Source organism: Frankia sp. CcI49 (genome assembly GCF_001983215.1).
GTDB lineage: Bacteria > Actinomycetota > Actinomycetes > Frankiales > Frankiaceae > Parafrankia > Parafrankia irregularis.
In genome coordinates this window covers 77380-103212 of sequence record NZ_MOWP01000032.1, presented here as the reverse complement: position 1 = coordinate 103212, position 25833 = coordinate 77380, and the positions used below count along the sequence as shown (strand labels likewise).

Annotated in this window: 27 protein-coding genes; 15 read left to right on the top strand and 12 right to left on the bottom strand. The window is 67.5% G+C overall.

Annotated features, from left to right (window positions below; genetic code table 11):
- Positions 1–40: 40 nt before the first annotated feature.
- On the top strand, positions 41–1318 hold the full coding sequence (locus tag CcI49_RS28920) for a hypothetical protein (RefSeq protein WP_131831232.1): 1278 nt from the start codon (positions 41–43) through the stop codon (positions 1316–1318).
- Between the two features lie 18 nt (positions 1319–1336).
- Here the strand turns inward: CcI49_RS28920 and CcI49_RS28915 are convergent, their stop codons facing one another.
- The 5 genes from CcI49_RS28915 to CcI49_RS41730 form a co-directional block, all read right to left on the bottom strand.
- Positions 1337–1516, bottom strand: coding sequence for a hypothetical protein (locus CcI49_RS28915; RefSeq protein WP_076831448.1), 180 nt, complete (start codon positions 1514–1516; stop codon positions 1337–1339).
- A gap of 20 nt (positions 1517–1536) precedes the next feature.
- Complete coding sequence (locus CcI49_RS28910; protein WP_076831445.1) at positions 1537–1716, bottom strand: hypothetical protein; 180 nt, start codon at positions 1714–1716, stop codon at positions 1537–1539.
- Between the two features lie 138 nt (positions 1717–1854).
- On the bottom strand, positions 1855–2643 hold the full coding sequence (locus CcI49_RS28905; RefSeq protein ID WP_076831443.1) for a hypothetical protein: 789 nt from the start codon (positions 2641–2643) through the stop codon (positions 1855–1857).
- Complete coding sequence (locus CcI49_RS28900) at positions 2640–4331, bottom strand: site-specific integrase (RefSeq protein ID WP_241840288.1); 1692 nt, start codon at positions 4329–4331, stop codon at positions 2640–2642. The genes CcI49_RS28905 and CcI49_RS28900 overlap by 4 nt, the downstream gene beginning before the upstream one ends.
- A complete protein-coding gene (locus CcI49_RS41730) occupies positions 4328–5110 on the bottom strand; it encodes a hypothetical protein (RefSeq protein WP_158230832.1) in 783 nt (260 codons plus the stop codon). Before CcI49_RS41730 ends, CcI49_RS28900 begins: the two co-directional genes overlap by 4 nt.
- A 151-nt stretch (positions 5111–5261) precedes the next feature.
- Between CcI49_RS41730 and CcI49_RS44545 the strand changes: the two genes are divergently transcribed.
- The 10 genes from CcI49_RS44545 (at position 5262) to CcI49_RS28845 (ending at position 13055) form a co-directional block, all read left to right on the top strand.
- Entirely contained in the window at positions 5262–5492 is a 231-nt protein-coding gene (locus CcI49_RS44545) for a helix-turn-helix domain-containing protein (protein ID WP_347280146.1), read from the top strand.
- A gap of 284 nt (positions 5493–5776) precedes the next feature.
- On the top strand, positions 5777–6679 hold the full coding sequence (locus tag CcI49_RS28880; protein WP_083749779.1) for a bifunctional DNA primase/polymerase: 903 nt from the start codon (positions 5777–5779) through the stop codon (positions 6677–6679).
- Positions 6676–8295: a hypothetical protein gene (locus CcI49_RS28875; RefSeq protein ID WP_198955656.1), complete on the top strand. Its 1620-nt coding sequence runs from the start codon at positions 6676–6678 to the stop codon at positions 8293–8295. Before CcI49_RS28880 ends, CcI49_RS28875 begins: the two co-directional genes overlap by 4 nt.
- Positions 8296–8593: 298 nt before the next feature.
- Entirely contained in the window at positions 8594–8812 is a 219-nt protein-coding gene (locus CcI49_RS43650) for a DUF6011 domain-containing protein (protein WP_116437533.1), read from the top strand.
- Positions 8797–9051, top strand: coding sequence for a hypothetical protein (locus CcI49_RS28870; RefSeq protein WP_076831427.1), 255 nt, complete (start codon positions 8797–8799; stop codon positions 9049–9051). The genes CcI49_RS43650 and CcI49_RS28870 overlap by 16 nt, the downstream gene beginning before the upstream one ends.
- A gap of 215 nt (positions 9052–9266) precedes the next feature.
- On the top strand, positions 9267–9413 hold the full coding sequence (locus tag CcI49_RS42270; RefSeq protein ID WP_158230830.1) for a hypothetical protein: 147 nt from the start codon (positions 9267–9269) through the stop codon (positions 9411–9413).
- The gene (locus tag CcI49_RS28865) at positions 9413–9934 is read left to right on the top strand and encodes a hypothetical protein (protein ID WP_076831424.1); all 522 of its coding nucleotides are present in this window, start codon (positions 9413–9415) and stop codon (positions 9932–9934) included. Before CcI49_RS42270 ends, CcI49_RS28865 begins: the two co-directional genes overlap by 1 nt.
- 80 nt (positions 9935–10014) lie before the next feature.
- Positions 10015–10566 (top strand): hypothetical protein, encoded by a 552-nt coding sequence (locus CcI49_RS42725; RefSeq protein WP_076831420.1) that lies wholly within the window; start codon positions 10015–10017, stop codon positions 10564–10566.
- A complete protein-coding gene (locus CcI49_RS28855) occupies positions 10566–11096 on the top strand; it encodes a hypothetical protein (protein ID WP_131831230.1) in 531 nt (176 codons plus the stop codon). Before CcI49_RS42725 ends, CcI49_RS28855 begins: the two co-directional genes overlap by 1 nt.
- A 216-nt stretch (positions 11097–11312) precedes the next feature.
- Positions 11313–13055 (top strand): major capsid protein, encoded by a 1743-nt coding sequence (locus CcI49_RS28845; protein ID WP_131831229.1) that lies wholly within the window; start codon positions 11313–11315, stop codon positions 13053–13055.
- A 206-nt stretch (positions 13056–13261) separates the two neighbouring features.
- Here CcI49_RS28845 and CcI49_RS28840 read toward each other — a convergent pair whose 3' ends face one another.
- The gene (locus tag CcI49_RS28840) at positions 13262–13738 is read right to left on the bottom strand and encodes a hypothetical protein (protein WP_076831406.1); all 477 of its coding nucleotides are present in this window, start codon (positions 13736–13738) and stop codon (positions 13262–13264) included.
- 149 nt (positions 13739–13887) lie between these two features.
- Here CcI49_RS28840 and CcI49_RS28835 point away from each other — a divergent pair, with 149 nt between their 5' ends.
- A complete protein-coding gene (locus CcI49_RS28835) occupies positions 13888–14877 on the top strand; it encodes a tyrosine-type recombinase/integrase (protein WP_076831402.1) in 990 nt (329 codons plus the stop codon).
- Positions 14878–14882: 5 nt separating this feature from the next.
- Here the strand turns inward: CcI49_RS28835 and CcI49_RS28830 are convergent, their stop codons facing one another.
- Positions 14883–15989, bottom strand: a complete 1107-nt coding sequence (locus CcI49_RS28830) for a hypothetical protein (RefSeq protein WP_076831399.1) — start codon at positions 15987–15989, stop codon at positions 14883–14885.
- Positions 15990–16612: 623 nt separating this feature from the next.
- On the opposite strand from CcI49_RS28830, the gene CcI49_RS41725 reads away from it, so the two are divergent.
- The 3 genes from CcI49_RS41725 to CcI49_RS28820 all read left to right on the top strand — a co-directional run bounded on the left by CcI49_RS41725 (position 16613) and on the right by CcI49_RS28820 (position 21769).
- Complete coding sequence (locus CcI49_RS41725) at positions 16613–16894, top strand: hypothetical protein (RefSeq protein WP_131831227.1); 282 nt, start codon at positions 16613–16615, stop codon at positions 16892–16894.
- Complete coding sequence (locus CcI49_RS28825) at positions 16891–21267, top strand: phage tail tape measure protein (protein WP_131831226.1); 4377 nt, start codon at positions 16891–16893, stop codon at positions 21265–21267. The genes CcI49_RS41725 and CcI49_RS28825 overlap by 4 nt, the downstream gene beginning before the upstream one ends.
- Before the next feature lie 208 nt (positions 21268–21475).
- Positions 21476–21769, top strand: a complete 294-nt coding sequence (locus CcI49_RS28820) for a hypothetical protein (protein WP_158230829.1) — start codon at positions 21476–21478, stop codon at positions 21767–21769.
- 62 nt (positions 21770–21831) lie between these two features.
- Here the strand turns inward: CcI49_RS28820 and CcI49_RS28815 are convergent, their stop codons facing one another.
- From CcI49_RS28815 to CcI49_RS28795, 5 genes are all read right to left on the bottom strand, one after another.
- On the bottom strand, positions 21832–22206 hold the full coding sequence (locus CcI49_RS28815) for a hypothetical protein (RefSeq protein WP_158230828.1): 375 nt from the start codon (positions 22204–22206) through the stop codon (positions 21832–21834).
- A gap of 83 nt (positions 22207–22289) precedes the next feature.
- Positions 22290–22775, bottom strand: coding sequence for a type II toxin-antitoxin system antitoxin SocA domain-containing protein (locus CcI49_RS28810; RefSeq protein ID WP_076831386.1), 486 nt, complete (start codon positions 22773–22775; stop codon positions 22290–22292).
- An 830-nt stretch (positions 22776–23605) separates the two neighbouring features.
- On the bottom strand, positions 23606–23776 hold the full coding sequence (locus CcI49_RS42265) for a hypothetical protein (RefSeq protein ID WP_158230827.1): 171 nt from the start codon (positions 23774–23776) through the stop codon (positions 23606–23608).
- 192 nt (positions 23777–23968) lie between these two features.
- The gene (locus tag CcI49_RS28800; RefSeq protein ID WP_076831381.1) at positions 23969–24643 is read right to left on the bottom strand and encodes a 2'-5' RNA ligase family protein; all 675 of its coding nucleotides are present in this window, start codon (positions 24641–24643) and stop codon (positions 23969–23971) included.
- Between the two features lie 10 nt (positions 24644–24653).
- The gene (locus tag CcI49_RS28795) at positions 24654–25805 is read right to left on the bottom strand and encodes a hypothetical protein (RefSeq protein WP_083749776.1); all 1152 of its coding nucleotides are present in this window, start codon (positions 25803–25805) and stop codon (positions 24654–24656) included.
- Between the last annotated feature and the right edge of the window lie 28 nt (positions 25806–25833).

The following is a 25833-nucleotide window of genomic DNA, read 5'->3' as shown; positions in this document are numbered from 1 at the left end:
CACACCATGCTCACACAGCTGTGTCTGCGGGGTGCGGGACATGATCGAGTCGGCTCGCCTGACCGAGCCGCGCGCGCCGACGACGATCGACAACGCCGAGATGCGCGCGCTGCTCAGCGCGGTGCGCAGCGGCTACGAGGATGTCAGGACCGATCGCCGCCTGGCGGAGCGCCGGCACGCGGCTCAGGCGGCGTTCGGCGCCGCGTGGGCGTACCTCGACGACCTGRAGTTGCGAGTCAGGGCGGGCACTGTGGGGCGTGCCGCTGAGGAGGCGGACGTCGCTGGCGCGAGAGCCGCGGCGAGCCGTCGCCGCCCACGGTGGCTCAGAGTGGTCCGGTGGCCCGTCGTGTTGTCCATCGGGGCCTTCGACACCTGGTACTTCGCCCAGACCTTCCAGTACCTGACATCGTCCACCGGTGACAAGGGCACCGAGCGAGGCGGCTTCGTCAGACTGTGGGAGAGCTACGCCGCGTACGCGCCCGGGATAGTGCTGGCCGCCGCGCTGGCGACCAGCGGCGTGTTGCTGCTCCTGCCGCTTCGAGCCTGGCAGGCGGCGGCTCAGCGCTTCTCGCCCCGGTCGCCGGAGCGGGGAGGAAGCGCGGAGACGGCCGCGGACGGTCCGCCCGGGGACGAACCGGGCCCGGGCCGTTCGCGCGGCCGGATAGTCCGTCTGACCTTCTACCTGCTGCCGGTCGCGTTCGTGCTGACGCTGCTGTGCGTCGTCGCCGACTGGGCGGGGCTGCGCGCCGCGTCCTCGGCACCGCCCGAAGAGGGCTACCCGAAGGCCTCGGTCGCGCTTCTCCTGGTGATGCTCTCGGTCAGCGCCATCGCCGTGAAGATCGCGGCCGACGATCCGGACGGCGAGCACGCGGGGGCTGCCGGGCGCCGCCTCGCGATCGTGCGGGGGCGCTATCTCCGACGGTCGCGCCGCGCGGGCGCCCTCATTGGCAGGTACGAGTCATCGTGGAGTGATCTCCGCACGCTCCGCGACGAGCTGCTCGGGCTGCTGCGGCTCAAGGTGGTGTCGGCCTGGGAGGCGTTCATCCTCCGTACGCGGGCGCTGCACCAGCGGGCCGGGAACATCGCCGCGATCCCGGCGGGAGCGCCTCTCTACCCGGACAAAACGGACGACAGGCTGATTCTGCCCGAGTTCGAGAATGTCCTGCAGCCGCGGCCGGAACTGGGACCCTTGCATGAGATCTGCCGCCTAATTGACGATTTTCCTCCGTCAGTCCTACGCACGCGTAAGGAAGAGATAGACAAAGAGTACCTGCGCCAGCTCAATAAGAACCTGTCGATACCCCCGGAGCGGGCATGAGGTCGAGCGGCCGCGCGGTCACCGATAGGTGGGGCGCGGACCGCGCGCTCGGCCTTGTCCTGACGCGACCGCACTGAACGCGCCGTAGGCGCCCGCGTAGCTGCCGCCGGCGAGCTGGTCGATCTGGAAACGCGCCGCGTCGATCTCGACGTCGGTCGCGGTGCGCAGCTCGGCCGGTATCCCGGCCTGGCCCGCCACAGGGCACCGCCGGTGCCGGATCAGCGGTCGTCGCCGGCCAGCGTGGTCAGCACAGCCCTGGTCTGGGCGGTGTGGGGATGTTCTGCGCCGAGGACTCGCTCGCAGGCGGCCACCATCTCGGCCAACACGGAGCGTGCCTCGTCCCGTGCGTCGACGGCGGCGAGCAGCCGGGCGTGCCTCGCGGGTGCGGAAAGCAGCACCGGGCTGGTGCTGGGGAGGAGGTGCCCCGGCCGGGGATCGTCTCGTCGAACAGCCGGCGTGCCTCGTTGGTGCCGTCGGTCCAGCCGGGAGCGTTCGCTAGGACGACGCGGGCCGTGAGCGTGCTGGGGGTCGGCGCCCTACGACGCTGGGTCGTCCTGTCCGTCGAGCGCGGTGTGGGTGTCGGTGCGCAGCTGGGTGACCAGGCCGCGTGCGGTTCCCGTGCCGACTGCCAGCCGCTTGCGCAGCGTTTCCGCGGAGATCGGGCGTTGGTGCTGCTGCCAGTGCAGGACGTCCTCAGCGCGGGCTCGGTGCAGCAGGTCCTGGTTGCGTGCCTCGCGTGACGGTGTGCGTGTGGCCGCGGTCCCGTCCCGCGTCGGTTCGACGGCGGATGGGGCGGTCGGCGGTCGACGCTGTGCCACTGGTGGGGGCGGGCTGCCAGGAGCCCGCGTTGTGGCGAGGCGTCGGCCGGGTTCTATGGTTTGCATGGCGTGGAGGAGCCGCGGGCCAACCTCGGCCCAGCCGATAAGGAGAAGCGGCCCGACGGAGTCGAACGCGGCCTTGCCGTACTGGCCGGCGATCAGGGGTTCCGCGATGTTCAGGGCCAGCGTTAGCAGGCTCGCGAAGACGAGTAGTCGTCGCGTCGAACGCAGCACCTCCACTGGCCCGTTGTTGACGGCGAGTTGCCGGCCGCCGAGCAGCAGGCCGACGATCGACAGGTCGACTGCGGGCGCCACGAGTGGCGCCACCCATATCGGAACACCGAGACGGAGCCCGAGCGCGAGGACGTTCCCGAACCCGAAGAGGAACGTCAGCGCCACCACCATGGCGACGATCAGGGTTACGAGACGGGTCGAGGTGTCCGGAACCGCCAGGTATGCGGAACGCCTGTTCGATTCGGTAGATGATGTTACGAGTGGCGCGGTCACTGGGCGTCGTCCCTGGTCAGGGCCCGGGTAGCGACCGGCCGGACAGCGATGTCAGGGCCCTGCACCAAGATCGAACGGTTCTTATTGTGGTGCGTTAGGTCCACCGACGCCGAGAGGGGCCGTCCACCTAGGACGGCCCCTCTACCTGCAGGAACGCCTTTCAGCTCGGCGATCCCGCCACCGTCAGCGCCGCTGGTGAGGACATGGTGCGGACGAACCGTTCGACGGGGGATCGCCGCGGCGACCGTCTCCGCCGCCGCCTGCCCAGTCGACCGCAGCAGATGCGCGTACGTGTTCCCCGTCATCGACGTCGAAGAGTGACCGAGGATCTTCGACACGGTCGTGATGTCGATGCCCTCGCCCAACATGATCGAGGCCGACCCGTGCCGAAGATCGTGTAGCCGCTTGGGGGAGAGCAGCTGCTCCCCGATCTCGTCTCCCGCCGCCAGGTCGGCAGGCAACGGTTCGGCCAGGTGCAGCACCGACCGTGAGCCCTGGACCGCGGCGCCAACCACGGTCACCTGCCCGACCGGCTCACGGTCCCGATACAGCGTCCACACGCCCGCCGCCGGCCGGTATCGGGTGCCGATGACGACCGTGCCGGCGCCGGCCGCCGCCGCGACCTTCACCGTGCCGAGCAGGCCGACCCGCCGAGCGATCCGCTGCATCTGCCGGGTGAGGTACTCCGGGGCCAGATGCCGACCCGACGGATGAGTGAACATCAGATCTTCGAGCTGGACAGGCCTGCCGTGCTCGTCGGGCAACACGCCGTTGTCCCACGCCGGGCCGACGGCCTTTCGTTCCTCGTCCTGGCGAAGCCGGTGCACGCCGATGGACCCCACCGTGACCTCGGCCAGATCGACCTTCCTACGGCCGGACTTCGTCTTCGGCGCCCACACCCCGAGTGACGCCCCGGACCGGGTGATCTGTTGGCGGATGACCAGCACCCGGGCTTCCTCGCCCAGCCCGCCCCAGGTCGCTCCGCATACCTCCCCGCGGCGTAGGCCGTGCAGCGCGATGAGCTCGTAGGCTGCGGCCAGCCTGTCCCCGGCCGCCTCGTCGAGGAACCGACCGACTTCCTTGGCCTCCCACGGCTCGACCTCAGGTGTCGAGTAGGACGCCAGCTCAACGCCCTGACTTGGGTTGAAGTCGAGCTTCCGCTGTCGTACCGCGTCGTTCAGCGCGGTGCGCAGCATTTCCAGCACGTCCTTCACGGTCGCAGGCCCGACCGGCCGCCCTGGCCGCTCTTGGGATGCCTTCACCGCCAGCTTCAGCGCCGCATCGATGTGCTCGGAGCGTAGACCTGACAGCGGCATATCCCCGAGGAACGGCACCAGGTGCAGCCGGATGAACTGTTCGTAGCGGGCCCGGGTGGTTGGCCGTAGCGCGTTCTTCCGGCTCAACCAGTCATCGAGGTAGACGTGCACGGTGAGCTTGCCGATGTGCTGCTGCCCGGCGCGGATCGCCGCCCACTTCCGGTCGCCGTCATCCTCGGCGGCCTTGCGAGTGTCGCCGCGAAACCGGATGCGGTCCGTTCCCGCCAAGGCGACAAGCTCGGCCGGGACGCGGAACTCTCCGGCGTAGAAGCCGTGGCCCCGCTTGTTGCGGTCGGGGCAGGTCCCGGCCGGGTACTTCTGCCTGGTCTCCGGGTCGCGGCACCCGCACCGGTGCTTAGCTGTGATCTTCACTGCTGCTCCGGATCTTCTGTTCGATGTCGGCTGGCCTGCATGGCCCGCTTCATCTCATCGGTGTGGATTGAGCGCCCCGAGGGCAGCGGTCGTCCCTCCGAGTGGGCTTCGTCGCATCTTTCTAGGTAATCCCGAAGCTCGTCGTGCATGCGTCGGCTGACTTGGCCGCGCACGGCCCGCCGCCGATCCGAACTGGCGTCGGGGCCGTAGATGCTCGCGGCCTCCATGTCCCGATGCGCGGTGAACCCGCGGCCCCATAGCGGACGTGACGCGATCACAACTTCGGCCACGGAACGTCCCAGCCTGCGAGCCGCATGCGTTTCGGCGTCGCCTGCCTCTCGCAGCCACCCTTCCAACTCGCCGCGAATCGGACGGAATGGGCCTACTTCAACCCTGGGGTCGGGGGTGCTGAGGACGACAAGCCCCGGCGAGAGCTCGGTGCCAACGGGCAGGCTGGTCGGGTCAGGGATCTCGCGGAACGTCGCGGGCACCATCGCCGCCCGTCCGCCGAGAACTTGAACAAGCTCCCGTCCGCCGATGGTGACCTGGGGGGTCAAGGCGATCCGGGCATCGGGTGAGACCAGGTCGCCRAGCCCAACGGGCCGTCGGAATACCTCGGAGAGGATCTCTGGCAGAAGTGCGAGTTCCTCTACCTTGATCGCTTTTTCGCCGCGTTCCAGGGCGGCTATACGGGATTGGCTCCACGCGAGGCCACGTTGTCGTGCAGCCCGGGAGATCTCCTCTTGGGGGGAGCCTGCGGCCATCCGCACGCGCCGCACGCCCTCCCCTACGACCTCACGCAAGGTCCGGGTCTGTCGTTCTGTCACGTGACGAACAGTAACACGTCGTCCAGTCGCATCTTCGACTGGTTGACAACGGTGAGATCGGTCGTGTAGCACTGTCATCTAGTCACATACACGACTGGATGGGATGTGTGGCATGGGTGCAGCTAGCCACGAGGAGTGGCGCGAGCTACTGGTGAGCGACGAGGCGGCCGAGCTGGTCCGGAACACGCCGGCAGCCCTCCGACAGTGGCGACGCCGTGGGTACGGGCCGCCCYGGCTCAAGGCTGGGGGCATCGTGCTCTATCGCAGGTCCGCTGTTCTGGAGTGGCTTGCCGCGCAGGAGCGCGCTGAGTCTGCTCGGCGGGTGTCCGCGTGACCGCGCCGAAAACGCCCGTGCGCGGCCAGTGGACCGCTCGTCAGCTACAGGCCTTGCCCGTCACAGTCGACGTCGAGACTGCCGGGTCGATCTTGGGAATGGGGCTTTGGAAAGCCCGTCAGCTCGTGCGTGCGGGTGCGTTCCCCGTTCCGGTTCACCGCCATGGCTGCCGGTACGTCGTCCCGTCACGCCCGCTTCTGGCTCTGCTGGGTGTCGAGCCGGCCGATGACGTGCGGGACGCCGGATGACGTTGCGCTCGGCTGCCTTTGCCAGCCCCGACAGAAATGGCGGCCGGGGCACCACCCCCGGCCGGCCACCTAACCCATGGACCGCGGCTACCACCACGAGACCGAGTGATCACGATGCTATCGCCTCTTCGAAGTGAGACGGGGTGCGCTGCGCTGACACTTGCTGCCCGCGGCATCTACGTCTTCCCGGTGCCACCGGGGACGAAACGGTCGTACGTGCCGTGGGGCACCGAGGCCTCAATCGACACGCTCACCATCGTCGACTGGTGGTCGCGCTGGCCGGGAGCCTCAGTTGGGGTTGCCTGCCGCCTTTCCGGACTAGTCGTAGTCGACCTAGACGGCCCCGCCGGGATGGAGTCCTGGGCCCGCCTGACCGCAGAGCACGGTCCGGTGTTCACCTGTGCTGTCTCGACCGGCCGGGACAACGGTGGGACTCACTTGTGGTTCCAGGCAGGGGACGCGCGAGTGCCGAACTCCTCCGGCCTGTTGGGGCCCGGGGTCGACGTTCGCGGCAACGTCAACCGGGATGGCGACGGGCATGGCGGAATGGTGATCGCGCCACCGTCACGGCATCGTTCCGGACGCCGCTACCAGTGGTCGGGCGGGTCGTTGGCGACGTTGCCCGAGTGGCTCGCCACCCTGTCCACGCCACAGAAGCCGGTGAGGTTGGCATTGCCCGCGCGGACAGGGGTGGGCACGTCGCCTGATCGACTCTTGGGTTCCCTCGTCCAGGTCGTGATGGACGCGACCCCGGACACCGACCGCAACAACCGGCTGTTCTGGGCCGCGTGCCGAGGTGCCGAGCACGTTGCCGCCGGCCGGCTCGCCGAACAGGTCGTGGTCGACGCGCTGATCGGGGCAGCGGAGGCCAAGGGCCTGCCCGCGGGTGARGCCGCCCGGACGATTCGGTCCGCTCTCGGTCGGGCGGTGCGAGCGTGACGATCAGCGAGGAAACACACCAGATCGTGGCCACGGCGACTGGACGACCGCATATCGAGATCTCGGCTGAGGCTGCGTCCATCCGGGAGCTTCGCGGGGCGATCGAACGCAACGAGCTGCCCGACCTCTATGTGATCAACGGTGAAGTCGTCCACTTGGAGCGGGTGTCCGGCGACATCGGCACCCCGCTCGGGCTGGCAGACCCGCCGCCACTGCCGTACGCGCCGACGGTGCTGACACCGCCGGGGCTGGCGTCGGTGCTGGCGCGGTTCGCGTACGTCTTCCGGCTGCGGCAGAAGGTCAAGAAGGGCAAGGACGGCGAGCCGGACGAGATCCTCGTCACCGAGGAAGAGGCGGTGCCCTCGACGCGAGTGCTGGCCGCGGTCCTGTCCGGCCGGTACTGGCCGGGTGTGCGTCCGCTGCAGGGCATCGTGGGCTCACCGGTGCTGCGCCCGAATGGCACCCTGGTGCAGTCCGCCGGGTACGACGCTGAGACCGGCCTGTTCTACGCACCCAAGGTGGAGATCCCCTGGGTGTCGGCGCGGCCCGATCGTGACGAGATGGAAGCCGCGCGCAGGTTTCTCCTCGTCAACTTTCTCGGCGGGTTCCCGTGGGTCTCGGATTCTGACCGAGCGAACTACATCGGTCTACTGGCGACGGGCATCCTGCGCCCGTACATCCGGACCGTGACCCCCCACGGGATGATCACGGCGACCACGCAGGCTTCCGGGAAAACAATCCTGTCCGAGGGCATCGGCTTGCTGTACGGGCAGCGGGTCCTGCCGTGGCCAGAGGCCGAGGCCGAACTCCGGAAGGCGATCACGTCCGCGCTGGGTGAGCCGGCTCCGGTGCTGGTGTTCGACAACCTGCGTGAGGGCACGGTGGTGGACTCGCCGGTGCTGGCGCAGTTGCTGACCACCACCGAGTGGTCCGACCGGCGGCTGGGCACCAACACCACGGTCCGCCACGCCAACGACCGGCTGTGGCTCACCACGGGCAACAACCTGCGGCTGGGCGGAGACATCGCCACGCGGACCGTGCTTGTGCGCCTGGATCCGAAGATGCCTCACCCGGAGGAGCGGACCGGGTTCGCCATCCCTGGGCTGGACCGGTGGGTGCGCGAGCCCGCCAACCAGCGGGTCGTACTCCGACACCTCCTGGTGCTGGTCATGGGCTGGATGGCCGCTGGTGCGCCGAAATCGGACCACGTGATGCGGCAGTTCACCCCGTGGGCACAGGCGGTCGGCGGGTTCCTCGCCCATCACCACATCGGCGGGTTCCTGGGAAACCTGGCCGACGTCCGAAACATGGATGACGAGAACAACGAGTGGGAAGTCTTCCTTGGCCAGTGGCATCGGCTGTTCGATTCGGAGCGGAAGACGGCTGGGGTCATCCGTAAGTCTGCTGACGTCGAGCTAGTCAAAGGTGAGCCGGTCGACCGGTGGGATGGGCTGTTCCTCACGGATGACCGCGGTGGCCTGTTGTCGGCCAAGTCCCTCGGCCGCCGTCTGGCTGGCCAGGTCGGACGGTTCCACGGGTCGTATGTCCTCCGGCGCGGAGAAGACCCGCACCGCAAAACCGCGCTCTGGTCCGTCGAGCTACGGAAGGACGCATGATGCGCATGCGTGTGGATGCGGGATTTCACCCCGCAAACCCCGCAGACCCCGCAACCGATCCGATGAGCTGCACCGATGCGTTCGGGGAGTCTGCCTGCCAAACCCCGCAGACCCGCGAAGGAACCCCGCGGACTCCGCGACCAAATCCCGCAGACGAGAACCCAAATCCTGCGGCAACCGGCAAAGCCCGCCAAGATCAATCTATGAAACCGCAGGTCAGGCATGATCGTGCGGGGTTTGCGGGGTTTGCGGTATCAGTTCCTCTCTTCACGAGCGGAGCGATCGAGAGGAACGCACGATGACCGACACCCCACGCCGAGACGACCGGCCGCGCTGCCGCATGTGCGGCCACCCCCTCACAGACCCCCGTTCGATCGGCCTCCTGCTGGGCCCGGAATGCCAGGCCCGGGTCCATCCGGCTTACGTCAGAGCCCTCGCTGCAGCTGCGGCAAGGGCCACAAAGGACCTGGCGATCCTCACCGAGTTCGTCGAGGTCACCGAATGGAGAGCGGCATGACTGTCGAGCACACCACGGTGTCCAGCACGATCGTCGCGTCAGCAGCGCTCCGTGCGGTCATCGTCGACGGGCAGCCCGCCGTCGAGCTTCACCCGCTTGGCGTGCTCGAACTCGTCCGAGCCGGCACCGCCGGCCACGGCCAGCGCTTCACCACGGCCGATGCCCATGCACTCGCAGACGCGCTCCACACCAGCGCCGACATCGCAGAAGCGGCCCTCTTGTCCGACGGCTTCGAATGACCTGCCGACCCGGGCTGGACAAGGCGCCCGAGCCCACCCGCGCCGGTAGGTACCCCTGGCAACCCCCGGAGTGGGACGAACCCCATGCAATACCGACTGCAATGGTCTTCCCGCCGGGGCTCGACAAAGCGCCGCGGCGCACAGCCGCTTGGCGCCAAGCCCTCACAGTCCTCCGCGACGGCAGATGGCAGCCCTACCCCAAGGTGATCGAAGCGATGGCCAACACCCCCGAACCGATGACCCTCCGCTCCCGGCAAAACTTCCTCGCAGTCGCCGTCAAAGCCGGCCTGCTCGACCAGACCGGCCCCTACGAAACCCGCGGACGACACCTGCGGCTCGCCCACACCTCCGAGGGCTTCTGATGACCGACGACAGCGGCCAGAGCATCGTGCAGGGCCTTTTTCCGCTAGGACATCGTGCATCCGCCCGCAGCGCCATTCGGCCTCTGGCCGATGTGGTCGCTCACCTCGGCCGCATCGACCCGGCGTTGCTCGACGAGCTGGCCATCCTTGGCGAGGCGCTTGTTCTCCGCCACGATCCGGAAGCGCTCACCCGCAGGGCGCTGGTCGTGGCACTCGACCAGCTCGAAGACGCGACCCATCGTGCCAAGCCGAAGCGGCCGACCCATCGTGCAACCCACGAGCCTGTGTCAGCCGTCGGCGTCGACGGCTGGCGAGACGGCCGCTACGACCCGGAGCATCCGCCTCAGAAACCCCGGTGCACGGTCCTTCTCGACCGCAACCCCGCCGCCAGGTGCACGTACCGCGGACCGCACGCCTACCACGCTTTCACCTGGTTTGACGACGACGACGACAGCCCCCGCGCCCGGCGCTACCAGCAGGCACGGGAAGCCTTCGAACGCGGCGAGTCGGTGAACCCGTGACATCCGCTGGCCCGATGGAAGTCGCACAAAGGAAGCCGTTCCCGGGTTGCGCCTCCAAAGTTCGGAGGAGGTGAAACACCGTGACGTCAGGGCGAAGCGCCGGCCCGATTCCGCATCTGCTGAGGCAGACCCCCGCCCACGTCAAGCTGGAGCAAGGCACAGCGATGCACCGCCTGGTCGTGGCCGRCAGTTCGATACGGCAGGCAGCGGCGACCCTCGGCCTGTCACCAACCACCGGTTGGCGCCGCTACTGGTGGCTGCTGGACTGGACCTTGCCCGACATGGAGAGTCTGCCTCGCGGTCCGTTCCCGCCACAGCGGGGCACCAAGGCCTGCCCATCCGGGCGTCCGTACCTGCCGACTTGGCCCATCGATAATCCGGCAGCTCGGCAGCCGTTCCGGCTGCTCCACGGTGACATTCCCGTGTACGTCGGTCCGGCAGGGGCTAGGGGCATCGTCTGGAGCACAGGACAGATCGCCGTGCGGATGGGCCTGTCCCGGGAACGCGTCCGCCAGCTCTCCCACACCGCCAGCTGGCCGAAGCTGGTCGGCAAGCCTTCCGGCCGCCGTGTGTGGCTCGCCGACGACATTGACCGGTGGATCCGCCGGCACCGACCCGACCTGGAGAAATGATGATTGAGCACGCTCATCTTGACCTCATTCTTGACCGGGCACGCGACGCTGCAATCAACCTGCACGAAACGCTGAACGGCCCGGCCGCACACGCCTGCGCCCACATGGCCGATGCGGCGATTGGCGCGGACGTTGACGGCGACCTGGCCGCCATGACCGGCCGGCAGGCGAATACGGATGGCTCGCCGCTTGGGCTGGCACGAGTGCCTGCCGTGCACTGGTGCCCGGCCTGTCGCGGCAGCCTTCGGTGCGACGACTGCCACCGCAGCCATCAGACCCGGCACGGGCATGCCAGCCGCGCACGTTGTGCTGTCTGCAACCGGCGTGGCGCCACTGTGCCCCGGACTATGGCATTCACCCTCGCCGGACCGGTTCGGGTGCTCCACGGGAGCGTCGCCGTCTTCGCCGCGGGCACCATCACCGCCGATCCGATTCTGTGCCTGTGCACGTCATGCGGAGACCGGTACTCGCAGGATTTCGTCAACTTGGCTGCCGCGTTTTTCTTGAATCCGGAGTCGCGTGCGGCATAACAGCGATCGCCTGCGCAGCGCGGTCGCCTGACTGTTGACAAACCCTCGGTGCTGCCTGCTAACCTGCGCCCATCACGGCACCACCCGCATAGCAGGTGCTGAGCCGGGGGTCGGTCATAGACGCCTCGACACGCCGAACCTTTCTTTCGGCGTGTCGAGAAACGACCCCAGTCGCTACGACGCGTCGCCACCTCACCGCGCAAAGGCGACCCCTTCATGAATCCGACCATCACCGCACGCGTCGAACGGGCGCTCTCCAGCGACCTCGATCTGAACGACATTCCACCGGACGAGCAGCGTGCCCTCCACGCGGCGCTTCTTACACACGCCGCCGAACTTGACGTAGATGGCGCTGACGACGCCGCACTCGACCAATTTGAGCAGGTCCTCGCTGCTGTCGAACGTTTCGCCGCAGCCCTCGCTGCACCAGCTGACAGCCCGGTCGATGCGTCGGATCGTGTGGCCGATCTGCGGCGCCGTCGCGATGCGATCGCAGCATCGGGGCAGACCCGCCGGCCCACTATGGCGCAGCTCGCCGCTCAGACCCGCCCGCAGACCCCGGCTACCACCCGGCCGCGGATGCGACTGCAGGCGGCGCTGACCGCAGGCGCGCACATGGGGCCGCTCTCCGGCTCGGAGATCGCCCGGTCGGAGCTGGCGAAGGCCACGATGGACAAGCTCGCCGCACTCCGCCGTTCCACCGGCAACGAGCGTCACGCGACCGCGGCGATGGTCTGGGAGTACCCGGAGGACCGGCGGCTCGGCGACGACGTGTTCGCGAACACTGCACGGCTGGACGAGCATCTGAGCGAAGTGGCGATCCTTGCGTCGGTTGAGGAGCAGGGCGGCCTGCAGGCGATCGTCGCCGCCGGTGGGATTTGCGGTCCGACGGCAGCCGACTGGCAGGTAGACGTCCTGGGATCGCAGGCCCGGCCGCTTCGCGATTCGCTGCCCTCCTATCAGGCGGTCCGGGGCGGTGTGCGGTTCACCCCGCCGCCCACTCTCGCCGGTGTCGGCGGCTCAGCGACCGCGGTGTGGACCGCGGCGAACGACGCCAACCCGACGTCGCCAGCCACCAAGCCGGTGCAGACATTCGCCTGCCCGAACCCGGTCGAAGAGTTCGTCGATGCGCTTCCGACCCGGCTGCAGTTCTCCAACTTCCAGGGCCGGTTCTCCCCGGAGATCGTCGAGGCGAACACGGAGCTGGCGTTGGCGAACGCCGCGCGGGTCGCCGAGGTCAACCTGCTTGTGAAAATGGCCTCTGGCTCGACACGGACCGGCGCCGGCTCTCTCGTTTCCTTCAGCCGTGACCTGTTCCCGGTTCTCGATGTTCTGGCGACGGGCATGCGTTACCGGCACCGGCTGCCGAACGGCGAGGCTGGCGCCCCCGTGTTCCCGTTGCGGGCCGTCTTCCCGTCATGGGTTCGTGGCGCGCTGCGTACCGACCTCACCCGTGAACTGGCGCACGATCGGGCTGTCGCATCGTCGGATGTGCTGGCTCTTACCGACGCGTACATCACCACCATGTTCGCGGCCCGCGGGATCATCCCCACCTGGGTGATGGATGGCCTGCCTCGGTCGACCGGCGGCTCCACCCTGGGCACCAACGCGTACGACTACCCGGACCAGTTCTTCGCCGCACCGGGGGCGAACTCGTCGCTTTCCGCGCCGCCCGCGGACGCTTCGGCGGGGTCGGCTGCGGCTGGCACTTACTGGCCGAGCAGGTTGACGTTCTTCCTGTTCCCTGAGGGAACGTGGCTGTTCTTGGACGGCGGGAGGATCGACCTCGGTGTGATCACCGATTCGACGCTCAACGCCACCAACCAGTACCAGACGTTCGTCGAGCCGTTCGAGGGCCTGGCGAAGCGTGGCGCCGAGTCGCTGCAGGTCGTGGTGCCCGTCAAGCCGTCCGGGGCGTCGGTGGCTGGCATCACCCCGCCATCGACCTTCGCTTACTGAGTGAAGGCAGGCGGTCTGGTCTGTGGTTCGGCCTGGCCGCCTGCGTATGTCGCGCCATGGTGGCGCCTGGACCCGCTGGCGGTGGCGGGGATGGGGCGGCCCCGGCTGGTCGGAGGGGTCCCTGGCCAGCCGGGGCCGTCGAGGCGGGGAGATATCCTGCCGATCTCTCCGCCCCAACAGGCGGCGACTCAGGACCTCCCGGCCGTTCACCCGCCAAGGACTCGAATTCGCGTCCGTCGAGGTGGTGTGTCAACAGACACGAGAACCGGCCAACTCGTGCCCCGTCGGTCTGTGCAGGTCAGCCGCGCGTGAATCTGCGCGGCGCGCTGATCGGCTACGTCGATACGCCAGGTGGCACGTTCTCCAAGTACCAGTCGGCCGAAGGTCGCCGTCCGGATCGGTGCCGACGTCCGTTCGACACCATCTTGGCTGGGAGTGAACGCAACGCCCTCGCCGTCGACGATCTCTGCCGTGATATCGGCCAGTGGCCATGGGGTGTCGAGTCGGAGATGGAGCAGATGTGCCATTCCATCGTTGATCGCCTCGATGCTGCAGGTGAACAGGGGAGTCCGCTCCTGCCGTCGCCGATCCTCCTCGATATGGGTCGACCGGCGCGTGTAGACGACACTGCCGAGAGCGATCACGATCGAGATGATCGACACGACCAGAGCTGTGATCTCCATCCGGTCAGGGTAGGGCGGGTGACTCCGCCGTCTGCCCGGGGGATCCGCGACCTTCCGGCGGGTCACACTCTGAGCCCCCTCGACCTCCTGGGTACCGATTTCTCTTATAATCGGTACCCAGAAGCTGAGTTCCGATGCGGGGGTCCGCGATGTCGCTGGTGGTCACTGAGCAAGGTCATCCCTCCGCGCCTGTCGCTGCCGACCGGCGCATGAGCGACGAGACCCGTGCGAAGGTCGCCGCATCGGTACCCGAGAACACCGCCCGGTCGTACCGCGCCCAGTCCCGGCGCTTCTATGCTTGGTGCGAACGGGAAGACTGGCCGGCTCTGCCGACGACCGGCGATGCCCTCGCCGAGTACGTCGCGTACCTGATCAAAGAGGGCAAGGCGCCCGGCAGCATCGAGGTAGCACTCTCCGTCATCCGGTCCATGCACAGGCTCGCTGGCGTCGTCCTGCCTGACACCCGCGCCGCGCGGCTCCTCGTCCGCGCTTACCGCCGCGATCGCGTCGATGCAGGAATCCGTGACGGGCAGGCACCGGCCGCCGTCGCCACTGTCATCCGGGCGATGCTCGATACCTGCGACCCGAGGACGACCCGCGGCCTACGTGACCGGCTTCTGCTGTTGCTTGGTTTCGCGATGATGGCGCGAAGGTCCGAGTTGGCTCGGCTAGACCTGGCCGACGTCGTCGAGACCGAGCAGGGGCTGGTCGTTCACATCGCCCGGAGCAAAACGGATCAGGCGGCGGCGGGCCGCGAGGTGGCCGTGCCGTTCGCCGCACGGCCGGACGCCTGCCCGGTGCGCGCGTTCCGGGCCTGGAGCGCCCACCTGGCCGAGCTGGACATCACCACCGGCCCGCTGCTGCGCCAGGTGGACCGGCACGGCAACGTCGGCGGACGGCTGGGCGGGCAATCCATCGACCGCATCGTCAAGAGGCTCGGTGCCGACGCAGGGCTCAGCGATCAGATGTCCGCACACAGCTTGCGGGCCGGTGCGGCGACGTCGGCTGCTGATGCTGGGGCGACCCGGGCCGCGATCGCCGAGCAAGGCCGGTGGAATCCGACGTCGAACGCGCTCGACCGCTACACCCGGCAGACCGACAGGTGGAAGAACCATCCACTCGCCAACGTCGCGATCTGAGGCAGTTACGCCGGAAGGTCGATGTAGACGGCGGCGTGAACCTGGCAGTCCCACGAGGCGATGGCGGTCCTGCGCGCCCATGCGGTGACCTGGTTGATGCTCCGGTCGATCGCAGACGGCGGTGGCTGTCCRCCAGCGGTCCAGCCGGAATCCATCGCCACCGGCGTTTCCCGGTATTCCGCCAACCCGGTGGCGAACATCCACGTCTTGCCTGCGGCTGGCACCTCGTTGGCGTCACCTTCTGGGCCGCGGCCTGAGTAGCCGACACCGGGAACGATGAGGGTGTTCCGGCTGGTGTAGATCCGGAAGCCTTCGCGGCGGAACAGCTGGGCGGTGTCGTCGAGGGCTTCGGGCCGGCAGTGGATCATGCCGGGGGCGCCGAACCCGCTGTCAGCCAGCGCCTGTTCGAGCAGGTTCAGCCCGCGCTTGAAACTCACCGAGGTGCCCGGGGTCGGGTTCACCACGGTCGACGCGCCGTTCTTGGTCAGGTACCGGTTCCCGAGACCAGTGGTACGGGCCCTGGTGCCGTCCCAGAACTCCCGCTCGACAGCCTTCGGGGTGGCACCTTCCAGCAGCCGGGTTGCTCTGCCAACGAAATCCCGGCCGCTGGAAGCCATCAACGTGCACCGGTCGTAGGCGCTGATCGAGTAGGGGGTCCACTCGACAACACCCGGCGCCGTGTACGAATACGTGCCTGTGGTGTCCGAGGTTGGCGGGGCCGCACCAGCCGACGCCGAGCCGGTGTCTGCCCACGACAGCCCCGTGACTGTGGCGAGGTGCCCCCACGGGCCACCCGCCACCCTGCCGTACACCCGGTACCGTTCGGCCCCGGCAACCGCAGTCCACGAAACGGTCACCGTGCTCGTGGTGCCGGTGGTCGTCTGCGTCTTCTCGGCCGAGGGGAGACCTTCACCCCACTGCGACAGAGCGGTGATCTTGTAGCCGTAGGTGGCCGCCGCCAGCGTTCCGCCCGACGCGGCCGTGCTCGACGACGGCGTGGCGATTGCAGCCAAGCCCACACCTGCCGGCCCACACGGGTCGTCCACGATGGCCTGTGCGGCAGCCTCCGGTGAATAGGAGACGCCGGCCAGCGCCCACCGGTCGTCGGGCATTGTCGGCCTGCTTGCAGCCCGCACCAGCGACACCGCCGGTGGCGCCAGCTGCGGGGCTGCGAAAGGTACAGCCATGCTCATCAGTTTCCGCTCCCGTTTAATCCGTGAACGTCCAAACCTAACGGTAGCAAGTACCGATCGGCTTCCCTTCGCGGTAGAATTACAACGGCACCGGCCTCTTAGAGGCTGATGGGCCGGGGGACAGTCTTAGACGCCCCGACACGCCGAAGCACTCCGGCGTGTTCGGAAGCTGGACCGGTCCTCGTGTAACAACGGCACCACCTGCATAGCGGGTGCTGAGCCGAGGGCGGTCATAGACGCCTCGACACGCCGAACCTCCCCCTTGGCGTGCTCGAAAGGCCCCTTCGATGCTCTCATCCTCAGGCGATCTTGAGGCTCATCCTCTCGCCCCCATCGTCACCCCGCAGGACCTCGCTTACACACTCCGGGCACACGCCTGCGGGATGTCCGCCCCTTCTTGGCAGGGCACCGCGTGTGGCCCGCACATCGACGAGAGAACGGCAGCACGGATCCTCCGCACCGCCGCAGCGATCGAAACGAGCATCAGTCCGGACGATCCCCGTCTCCACGAGCTAACGCCGTATGCAGTGGTCCATCCTGCGATGCCTGACCCATTTATCGCGCTCCCCGAAGAGGCGCTGGCATTCATCGCTGCCGGCCGATACTGGAAGGTTCCCCGCCGGTGGCTCGACGGACTTGCTGCCGTTCTACGCAGAGCGCCGCGTCCGGACGCTGCCGCGGTTGCCGAGGTCATAGCTGTCATTTCGCAGGCTGCCGAGCTGGAAGCCGCCGGACTACGCCCGGTGCGCGATGTGAACGAACACGGCGAGCCGGTCATCCGCTATGTCCGTGACGACAGCCCTGACGAGGGGCGGTCGCTATGACAGTCGTGGGAACCGCCGAGATCGTAATAGTGCCGTTCCTCAAGGGGTTCGGGACGATTGGCGCGCAGGCCCGCGCCCAACTCGGCACTGTCGGTGCTGCCGCAGGCAGCATGACGGGTCAGCTCAACACGGCAGGCAAGGCGGCCGCGGGTGCAGCGGGGCAGCTCAATACAGCGGGGAAGGCTGCTGGGGGTGCGGCCGGGCAGATGGGTGCTGCCGGTAAGGCTGCTGGCAGTGCTGCCGGGCAGATCGGTGCGGCTGGGGCGTCCGCTGGTAAGGCCGGCGGGGCGATGCGGACGGCAGCGAAGGACACGTCGACGTTTGGTCTCGGCCTGGGGGCGGCGGGCGAACGGGCGAAGGGCTTCCTCCTTTCCGCCACGAAGATCACTTCGATTCTTGGTGTGGCCGGGTTCGCCGCCGCCGTCTACAAGGGCACACACGAGAGCAACGAACTGAACGCCTCCCTGGCCCGGCTGAACACGCAGGTCGGCGTGTCAGAGACGCAGATCGAAGGTTTGAAAATCGGCGTCCTCGATCTTGCGGGGGAGGTCGGAGCCGACCCGGAGTCGCTGGCCGAGTCGCTGTTCCACGTCGAGTCCAACTTCAAATCGATGGGCATCACCTCCGAGAAGGCGTTGGAACTCGTCGAGGTGGCAGCAAAGGGCGCGAAGATCGGCAACGCCGACCTGGTCGACGTCACCAACGCCCTGACCGCCGCCGTTGCCGCGAACATCCCCGGCGTCGAAAACCTCGACGAGGCGATGGGCGCGCTAAACGCCACCGTCGGCGCCGGCGACATGACCATGCAGGACCTTGCCAACGCTTTCGGTACAGGCATGGTGGCCGTCGTCAAGGGCTACGGCCTGTCCATCCACGACGTGTCGGCCGCCCTCGCCGTGTTCGGTGACAACAACATCCGCGGTGCCCAGGCCGGCACCGCCCTGCGGATGACCGTCCAATCCTTGGCCGTCCCCGCCCGGTCCGGTAAGGCCGCGTTGGAGAAGCTCGGCCTGGCCCAGGACACCCTTGCCAAGGACATGCAGAAGGGTGGTTTGAACGCAGCCATCACCGACCTGCATGAGCGGCTGAAGAAGGCCGGGATCGGCGCGAAGGAGCAAGGCGAGGTTCTCACCGCCGCGTTCGGCAAGAAGGCCGGCGTCGGCCTTGCAATGCTGGTCGACCAGTTCGACCGGCTTGAAGGCAAGTACGGGGAGATCGAGGAGCGCTCGGACTCGTTCGCCGAGTCGTGGGCGGGCACGCAGAACACGACCAAGCAGAAGATCGACGAGATGAAGGGCTCGTTCGACGCCATGCTGATCAGCCTTGGTGATGCAACCAAGGGTGTTCAGGGGAAGCTTGCCGGGATCGGTGCGAGCGCTTTTCAAAAACTGGGCATGGGTGCTGCGGCGTTCGCCGGTGCTGCGGGAGGGGACGGTACCACCACATCGTCCACCAAGTGGGTTGGTCAGGTGGAGCTGGCGGGTGTTCGGGCACGGGAGGAAATGCAGCGGCTCGGCGACACGCTCGGCAACGCGAAGAAGATCGTCACCGATTTGGCTCCGACGTTCCTCCAACTGGCGAAGGTGGTCGGCGGCGGGCTGATCATCGGCCTGCACGCATTCGAGGGCGCGGTGAATCTGGCGTCCGAACACACCGGCACATTGAAAGTGGCACTCATCGCCATCGGCGGGATCATGCTGGCGAACAAGGTTGCCACAGTCACGCTCACCGCAGCGCAGGCCGCGTCGAACATTGTCACGCTGATCACGACAGCCCGCACATCCGGGCTGACCGCCGCCCTCGGCGCGAACTCGGTGGCGAAGTCCCGGAACCTGATCGGCACCAGGCTGCTGACAGCGGCCTACAACTCGTCGCTGGTCACTCTCGTGCGGTCGGTGGCGGTGTGGACCGCGCAGAAGGTCGCGATGCTGGCCTCGGCGGTGGCGACACGGGCGATGGCTGCGGGGCAGTGGCTGTTGAACGCGGCGATGTCCGCCAATCCGATCACGCTTGTGGTGATAGCGATCGCCGCGCTCGTGGCCGGGGCGATCTTGGCCTACAAGCATGTCGGCTGGTTCCGTGACGCGGTGAACGCGGTCGGGCGGGCACTGAAATCGGCCGGCGAGTGGATCGCCCATGTGGCGGTCGCGTTCGGCCACGGCTTGGTCGACGCGTTCGGGAAGGCCGAGGGCGCGGCGAAGGCCGTGGGTCGGTTCTTCGCGAGGCTGTACGAGGATGTGAAGCACTGGCTGGGTGTGGCTGTCGACTTCGTGAAGAAGTGGTGGCCGGTGTTCGCCATCGTGATGACCGGTGGCGCTGCAGCCATTCCGATTCTGATCTGGAAGTACTGGCAGCAGATCGTCAACTTCACCAAGTCGGCGTTCAACTCGGCGAAGGATTTCGTCGTCGGCGTGTTCAAGGCGATCTACAACGGGATCGCCACGGCGGTGTCCGCGGTGCTCGGGTTCGTAGGCCGCCACTGGCGGCTTCTGCTGGTGCTCATCACCGGCCCCATCGGCCTGATCATCGTTATGATCGTCAACGCCAAAGACCGGATCATTCGCGGTTTCGAGGTGATGTGGCGAGCCGTTTCCGGGTTCGCACAGAGAATCTGGAAAGACGTGTCCGGATTCTTCTCTCGACTTTGGTCGGACGTGTCCGGGTTCGTCGCGAAGATCTGGCATGATGTCGCCGGCTTCTTCTCGAAAATGTGGTCCGATGTGTCTGGGTTTGCTTCGCGGATCTGGCATGACGTCGCCGGCTTCTTCTCGAAGCTTTGGTCGGATGTGTCCGGATGGGTGTCGCGTACCTGGCACGATGTGGCCGGCTTCTTCTCTAAGATATGGGCGGATGTAACCGGATTCGCCTCGCGAATCTGGCACGACGTCGCAGGCTTCTATGGGAACCTGTGGCGGGACGTTTCCGGCTGGGTGTCTCGCACCTGGCATGACGTGGTCGGGTTCTACGCGAATCTGTGGCGCGATGTCACCGGATTCGCCTCCCGAATCTGGTCTGATGTCTCAGGCTTTTTCTCGAATCTGTGGCGTGATGTGACTGGCTGGGTTTCCCGGCTGTGGCATGACGTGGCCGGGTTCTTCACCAACATGTGGAACGACGCGAAGTCGGCGGCGTCGAATCTGTGGAAAGACGTGACCGGCTGGTTCGACAAGGTGAAAACCGATGTGTCGAATTCGGTGAAGACGGCGGTTGGCTGGGTGAAGGCCGAGTGGGACCGCCTGAAGGATATTTTCAAAACTCCGATCAACTTTTTGATCAACACCGTATACAACGATGGAATCCGCCCGGTGTGGAATGCTTTCGCTGGCATCGTCCACGAGGGCAAGCTCGACAAGGTCAACGGCTTGCAGGCCGGTGGCCGGCTCCCCGGCTACGGCGGTGGGGACATCATCCCCGCCATGCTCGAACCCGGCGAGGCTGTGGTGCCGAAGCATCTCGTCCCGGAGATGGCGCCCTGGGCGAGGAAGAGAGGTATCCCCGGGTTCGCGCTCGGTGGTGTCGTCGGCGCGGTCACCCACGCTGTCACCCATCCGTTGGACACGTTGGAGTCGCTAGGCGAGGGAACCCTCGACGTGCTCGGCAAGGCTGTTCATTGGGTTCGGGGTGCGCTCGCCACCGCAGCGGAGACCGCCCTCGCGCCGGTCCGGGCGGCGATCCACGCCACGCTGGGCACCGGCCACGACTGGAAGGGTGTGACCGGGCAGATCGCGATCAAACCGCTCGACAAGATCGTGGAGATGCTCCGCGGGCAGGACAAGAAGGACCAGGCCGAGGCCACGTCGTCCGGTGGGGCTCCGGTGGCTGCCGCCCCGCGCGGTGAGATCCAGGCCTATGCGATGGAGCTGCTGACCGGTCGCGGCTGGGCAGGTCAGTGGAACGCTTTCAACGCGCTGGTCATGGGGGAATCGGGCTGGAACCCGGCGGCCCGCAACCCGTCCTCGGGGGCGTATGGCATCCCGCAGGCGCTCCCGCCGTCGAAGTTGGACGCCTACGGGAACCGGAACGACTACCACGTCCAGTTGCGCTGGATGCTCGACTACATTGCCGGCCGGTACGGCACCCCGGGCAACGCCTACTCGACGTGGCTGGGCCGCTCCCCTCACTGGTACGACCAGGGCGGCCCGTTGAAGCCCGGTCTGACGCTCGCGGCGAACGGCACCGGCAGGGACGAATGGGTGGTTCCCAAGTCCGCGGTGGCTGTGAAACCGACGCGGGGCTCGGTTGCTCTGACGCTCCACGTGGATGCGCGGAACGCCACTGATCCGGCCGCGGTCGAGGCTGCGATCGGCCGGGCCAGTGAGCGGATGCTCGCCGAGCTGGATCGGATGCTGCAGCAGGGCGAGGGGAACATCTGATCTCAATCTCCCGCGCCGGCTGAGCTGTTCGGCTATGGCAGCCGATCCTGCACGCGCAACAACACCAGCCGCTAGCCATGCTCAGATCGCCCGAGGTTTGAGCGATCCTCGGACCCATCCAGCTCGGCGACCGAGGCGGGCCACAAGACGGCGCTCTGAGCAGGCACCCGCAGTCGTGGTCAAGCCGCTCGAACCGAGGTCTACGATCATGGGCATGCCTGATCACCGTGCCGGCGTAGAGCACCGGTCCAAAGGCGAGCTGCGGAGCAAGTCCGTCGGGGGCCGCAGCGCCTTCCGTCGCCCCTCGCAGGTCATCCAGCAGTTCGACGAAGTGCTCCACGCAGTCAGTCCGGAGAACAGTCCTTACCCGTTGTGCGACGAGGCGATCGGCCCTCTCGCTCTCCTCGACCAGCCTGAGACCTTCGAGAAGCGGCAGCTGAGGCGCGGTTTTGGCGCGCCCGAGGACTGTGCCGCCTGCGTAGAACTCACCAGCTCCAGCTGACCCGTGACTGATCATCCGCAGGTCAGCTGAGCCGCTGTGATCGGAGGCCGAGTGCAGGCTCCTTACCGTTTCTTACTGGGCCACACCCTGTGTTCCCGATCCCACCAGATGATGTGGAACACGTTGTCGACGCGGAGGCCGTAGAGCCGAAGCTTCCCGCCGAAACGGATCCGGCTGACCCGGTCCTGATCGTCAAGTTCGAGGTCGCTCCAGCGCTTGTTCGCGGCGCTCTCGCGGGGGAAGCCCTCGTTCAGCGGATAGTCCTTACCTGGCTCCTCGCCGTTGCTGAAGATCTCGTTGACGGTCATCGACTCGACGTCACGCAGGTGACCGATGACCTCCGGCCAGGTGTCGGCCGTGATCGCCCATGGGCCACCCGTGTCGACGAGGGTGAACCGCCAGCAGATTCGCTCGTGGCTGGTGTCCGCGCCCGGCACGGTCGACACTCGCCGGGGAGCGCGATGCCGCTGTTCAGGAATCTCGACGGAGGGCGTCTTCCTCTGCTGCCGTGCTTTGGACATCAGCTGTGAGGTGTCGAGGAGCCGTGGACTGGCTGGCTGCCGGCATCGTCGTCGAGAAGCGAACCGTAGTAGTCGGCCATGACCGTGGGGTCGATGACTGTGGAACCTCGATCGAAGGGCTGCAGCCCGCGGCGGGCTTCCTGCCACGGCAGTTCACTGTGAGACAACACGCTCAACTGCTGTGCGGTGAACTCCGCGTACGACCGGAGTACCTCGTCGATGGTCTCCCGCTGGTCGGAGGTCAGTGCATTCGAGCTGCCCCAGCGCCAAGGCGCTTCGACGGTGTACTGGCCGCGGTGCTTGTCGAACAGTTCGTAGACGACCGGCCCGTTGGCCCAAGCTTGGATCTGTTCGGGGAAGAGGGGTTCGTCGTCCCAGACGAGGTGCCATGCCTGGGAGTAGTAGACCAGCTTCTGTAGCTTCATCGCGGTCATCGGCCCGGCCTGGTCGAGTATGTAGGCGGCGACGTCGTGCACAGTCGGCATCTGCGCGGAACCTCCCCCCGGTAGGCGCTTCCGAAGCGGTGCCGTTGGGACAACACGGGATCTACTGTCCATCATTCCCCCGACATGCCACGCGGCACCGCCTGCAACGTAGCAGGCATCGAGCCGCGATGGACGTTGATCAATAACACCTGTGGTGTGGTCTCAGCGGTCCAGCTTTAGCTCCGCCGCTGCGGATCACCGCAGCTCCTGTGCCTACGGCATGCACCGCTGGACCCCGGGCTGAACGAGCGAGCCCCGACTCGCTCGTTCAGTGATGCCGGCTAGGGATGTCTGTGGACTCCACCTGGCCGGCCACGGGTCGGATGCGCGGCCCCATGGATGTGCGCTCAGGCCAGCGGCGCTTGGCGGAGCGTTGACGGGGCATCTACGGCGTGCGGCACGGCGCCGAGGACGGGCTGCCGGGGTACGGAGTGCGGTCGGGCCGCAGATTCCCTGTAGAGGATCTGCAAGCGCTGCTGACCGCAGGCACTCGGCAACTTCTTGTCAGTCTCTGGCACGCCATTCGTCGCCCCCGATGCGTTGATTGGGTTCCGAAGGCTAGCGGTAAGTCGTCCTCTCTTCACCTGAAGGGCCATCGGTTGATGCAGGGCGGTCTCGCGATTGATCAAGTGGTGGGTGGCCGGTGGGGATGCGCCGCCTAGGTCGACAGCATGTTGTCACCTTGCGTGGCGGCGAACCCTCCCATGCGTGCCCCCCCCGGACGTGACTGGCTGCAGCCCTACACCGGGCGCTGACGCCCCGGCGTCAGAGATGTCGCAGCTCGCGGATGTCGCAGCTCGCGTGACCGGCTGCGAGGCCTCTTACTCCGGTCACTCGACGTGAGGCAGTGATCCGCTGGTACTCAGCTCCGCGAGGTCGCGCTCCAGCACTTGGGCGACTTTCGCGCGCAGTTCGTAGGGCAGGGCTGCCACAGTGTTCCAATCACGGCCGACCGACCGCCGCATTTCGAGCTTCTCGAAGGTTCCGGAGCCGACCGGCACGAAAACCTCGTACGTGCCCTTGCGCGGCCCGCGACGCCAGGTTCGGAGCCACACATTGATCGCCCAGTGTCCGGCCCCGACAGCCTTATACACATGGGCTGGAGTTTCCGGTCGGATCGTGTCACTCCCCGCAGGTCGAACCTTCGGCGGTGGCGGCATCACGCACTGTTCGGGGTCGCTGGCCCGGTCGCCTCACTCACCTGACGTCCCGAGGGGCAGTGCCGCGACCGTCGACCAGCGATACACCTGCTCGTCCCGGTTCAGATTGATCAGCTGCGCGGCTGCGATCGTCGTGCGCGCCGTCCTGGGCTCGGCCGCGGCGATCCGCTGACGTAGCGGCTCGGCAGGAGCATCCGCGCCGGAGTAAGCAACCGACACATGAGGAGTCCAAGGACCGACCCGATCTGGTACCCGGCCGTCCCCCCACACGGAACCGATCGCCTCGCGGACCGCGGTCCGCAGCTCGTCGAGCGGCGCCCACGGTGCAACCTGCAGCATCACCGCTTCCCGGTCCGCATCCACCGGGCCGAGCTCCACGTCGAACGGGGCGAGGCAGGCGAGGCGGACACGTGCCGCCTCGACGATCGCGGCCAAGTCCGCATCGGTGACCTCGTCGGTGAACCCGATGCCCTGCATGGTCAGGTGCAGACCCTCGTCGGGCACCGGGTCGAGGCCGGGCAGGTCGAGCGCTGCTCGGTAGTGGCCGGCAAGCTCGGCGACCTCCGGTGCACCGTCAAAGGTGACATGGAACGTGTAGAAGCTGCGGCCGAGCCGCCAGCCAGGACGCCACCACCAGTGATCACGCATCCGGTCCAGGTGGGCGAACGCCTCACGGCGCGCGGCGACATGTTCCTGCTCACGTGTCATGGGCGGCACGCTAGCTCCGGGACAGGGCGAGACGGGGCGCGTTCTGCCAGTCGGCAGCCAACTCGACCAGGTTCCGCATCGACGCGGTAGGCAGGAGCGGGCGGCCCGCATCGAGGAACTGGCCGGTCCTCGTCGCCACGGTGGCGATCGGCCGAGCCGAGGAGATGGTGAGGGCTTGGGCGACGAGTTCGGCGGCCTGCTCCGGCTCACCGGTGGACAGGAACGTCATCGCGATGTCGATCCGGGTGAGGGACCGCGGACCGATCATGCCTGCGGCGTCGAACCGGGCGAGCGCGGAAAACGCGACCTGGCGGGAGCCGTCGACGTCGCCGGCGGACAGTAGCGCGGTGGCCGCACACCCGTCGATCCGGGCCGAGCAGTAGGCATCCAACGCGAGGCAGGGGCTCACAGCGCCGGGTGGGTAGTCGGCGGCGAGTTCCTGTGCCCGGTCGACCGCGGCCCTCACTGTGCGGGTGTCGCCGAGCCTGCCGGCGGCACGTGCCTGCCCTTGGACGAGGAGCCGTGCTTCCTGCGGACCGCCACGGCCGTACTCCAGCCCCGCAACTGCGAGGTTGAGGCTGGAGTGGTAGTCGCCGGCGTAGTACTCGGCGAGTGACTGGGTGGCTCGCACCCAAGCCCGTAGGTTGTCGTCTCCGACCTCGTCAGCGAGCTGGAACGCCTCGTCGCAGTAGGCCCGCGCGGTCGCCATGTCGCCGCGGTCCACAGCCGCCGAGCCAAGCAGGCCGGACAGCCGGGCAGCGACCCCGTACAGGCGGGCGCGTTGGCAAAGCGTCTGCCGTCCGTCGGTGAGCGCTTCGACGTAGGCACGCTGCTTCACTAGCTGCGGCACGAGCACCAGCGGGCCGAGGCGCTCGTACTCGCCGACGACGTCCTCGGTCATCCGTTCCATCTGGTCGAGGGCGGCATCGGTCACGTTGGACAATCCCGTGCGACGCATCCGCTCAAGGATCGTCATCGTCGGTTCGAAACCTGGCTCGCGGTCTCCGTCGGCGTCGCCGGTGGACGGCAGGCCGGGCCGCAGCCCCAGTTCCTCCGGTGTGGAGCGGAAGAGACGCGCGAGAAGATCCGGGTAGGGCGGACGCGGCGCGGCGGTCCCCCGCTCCCAACGAGAGACGAGGTTGCCGTCAGCGCCGACCCGCATCCGCAGCTCGTCATACGCGAGAGCGGCG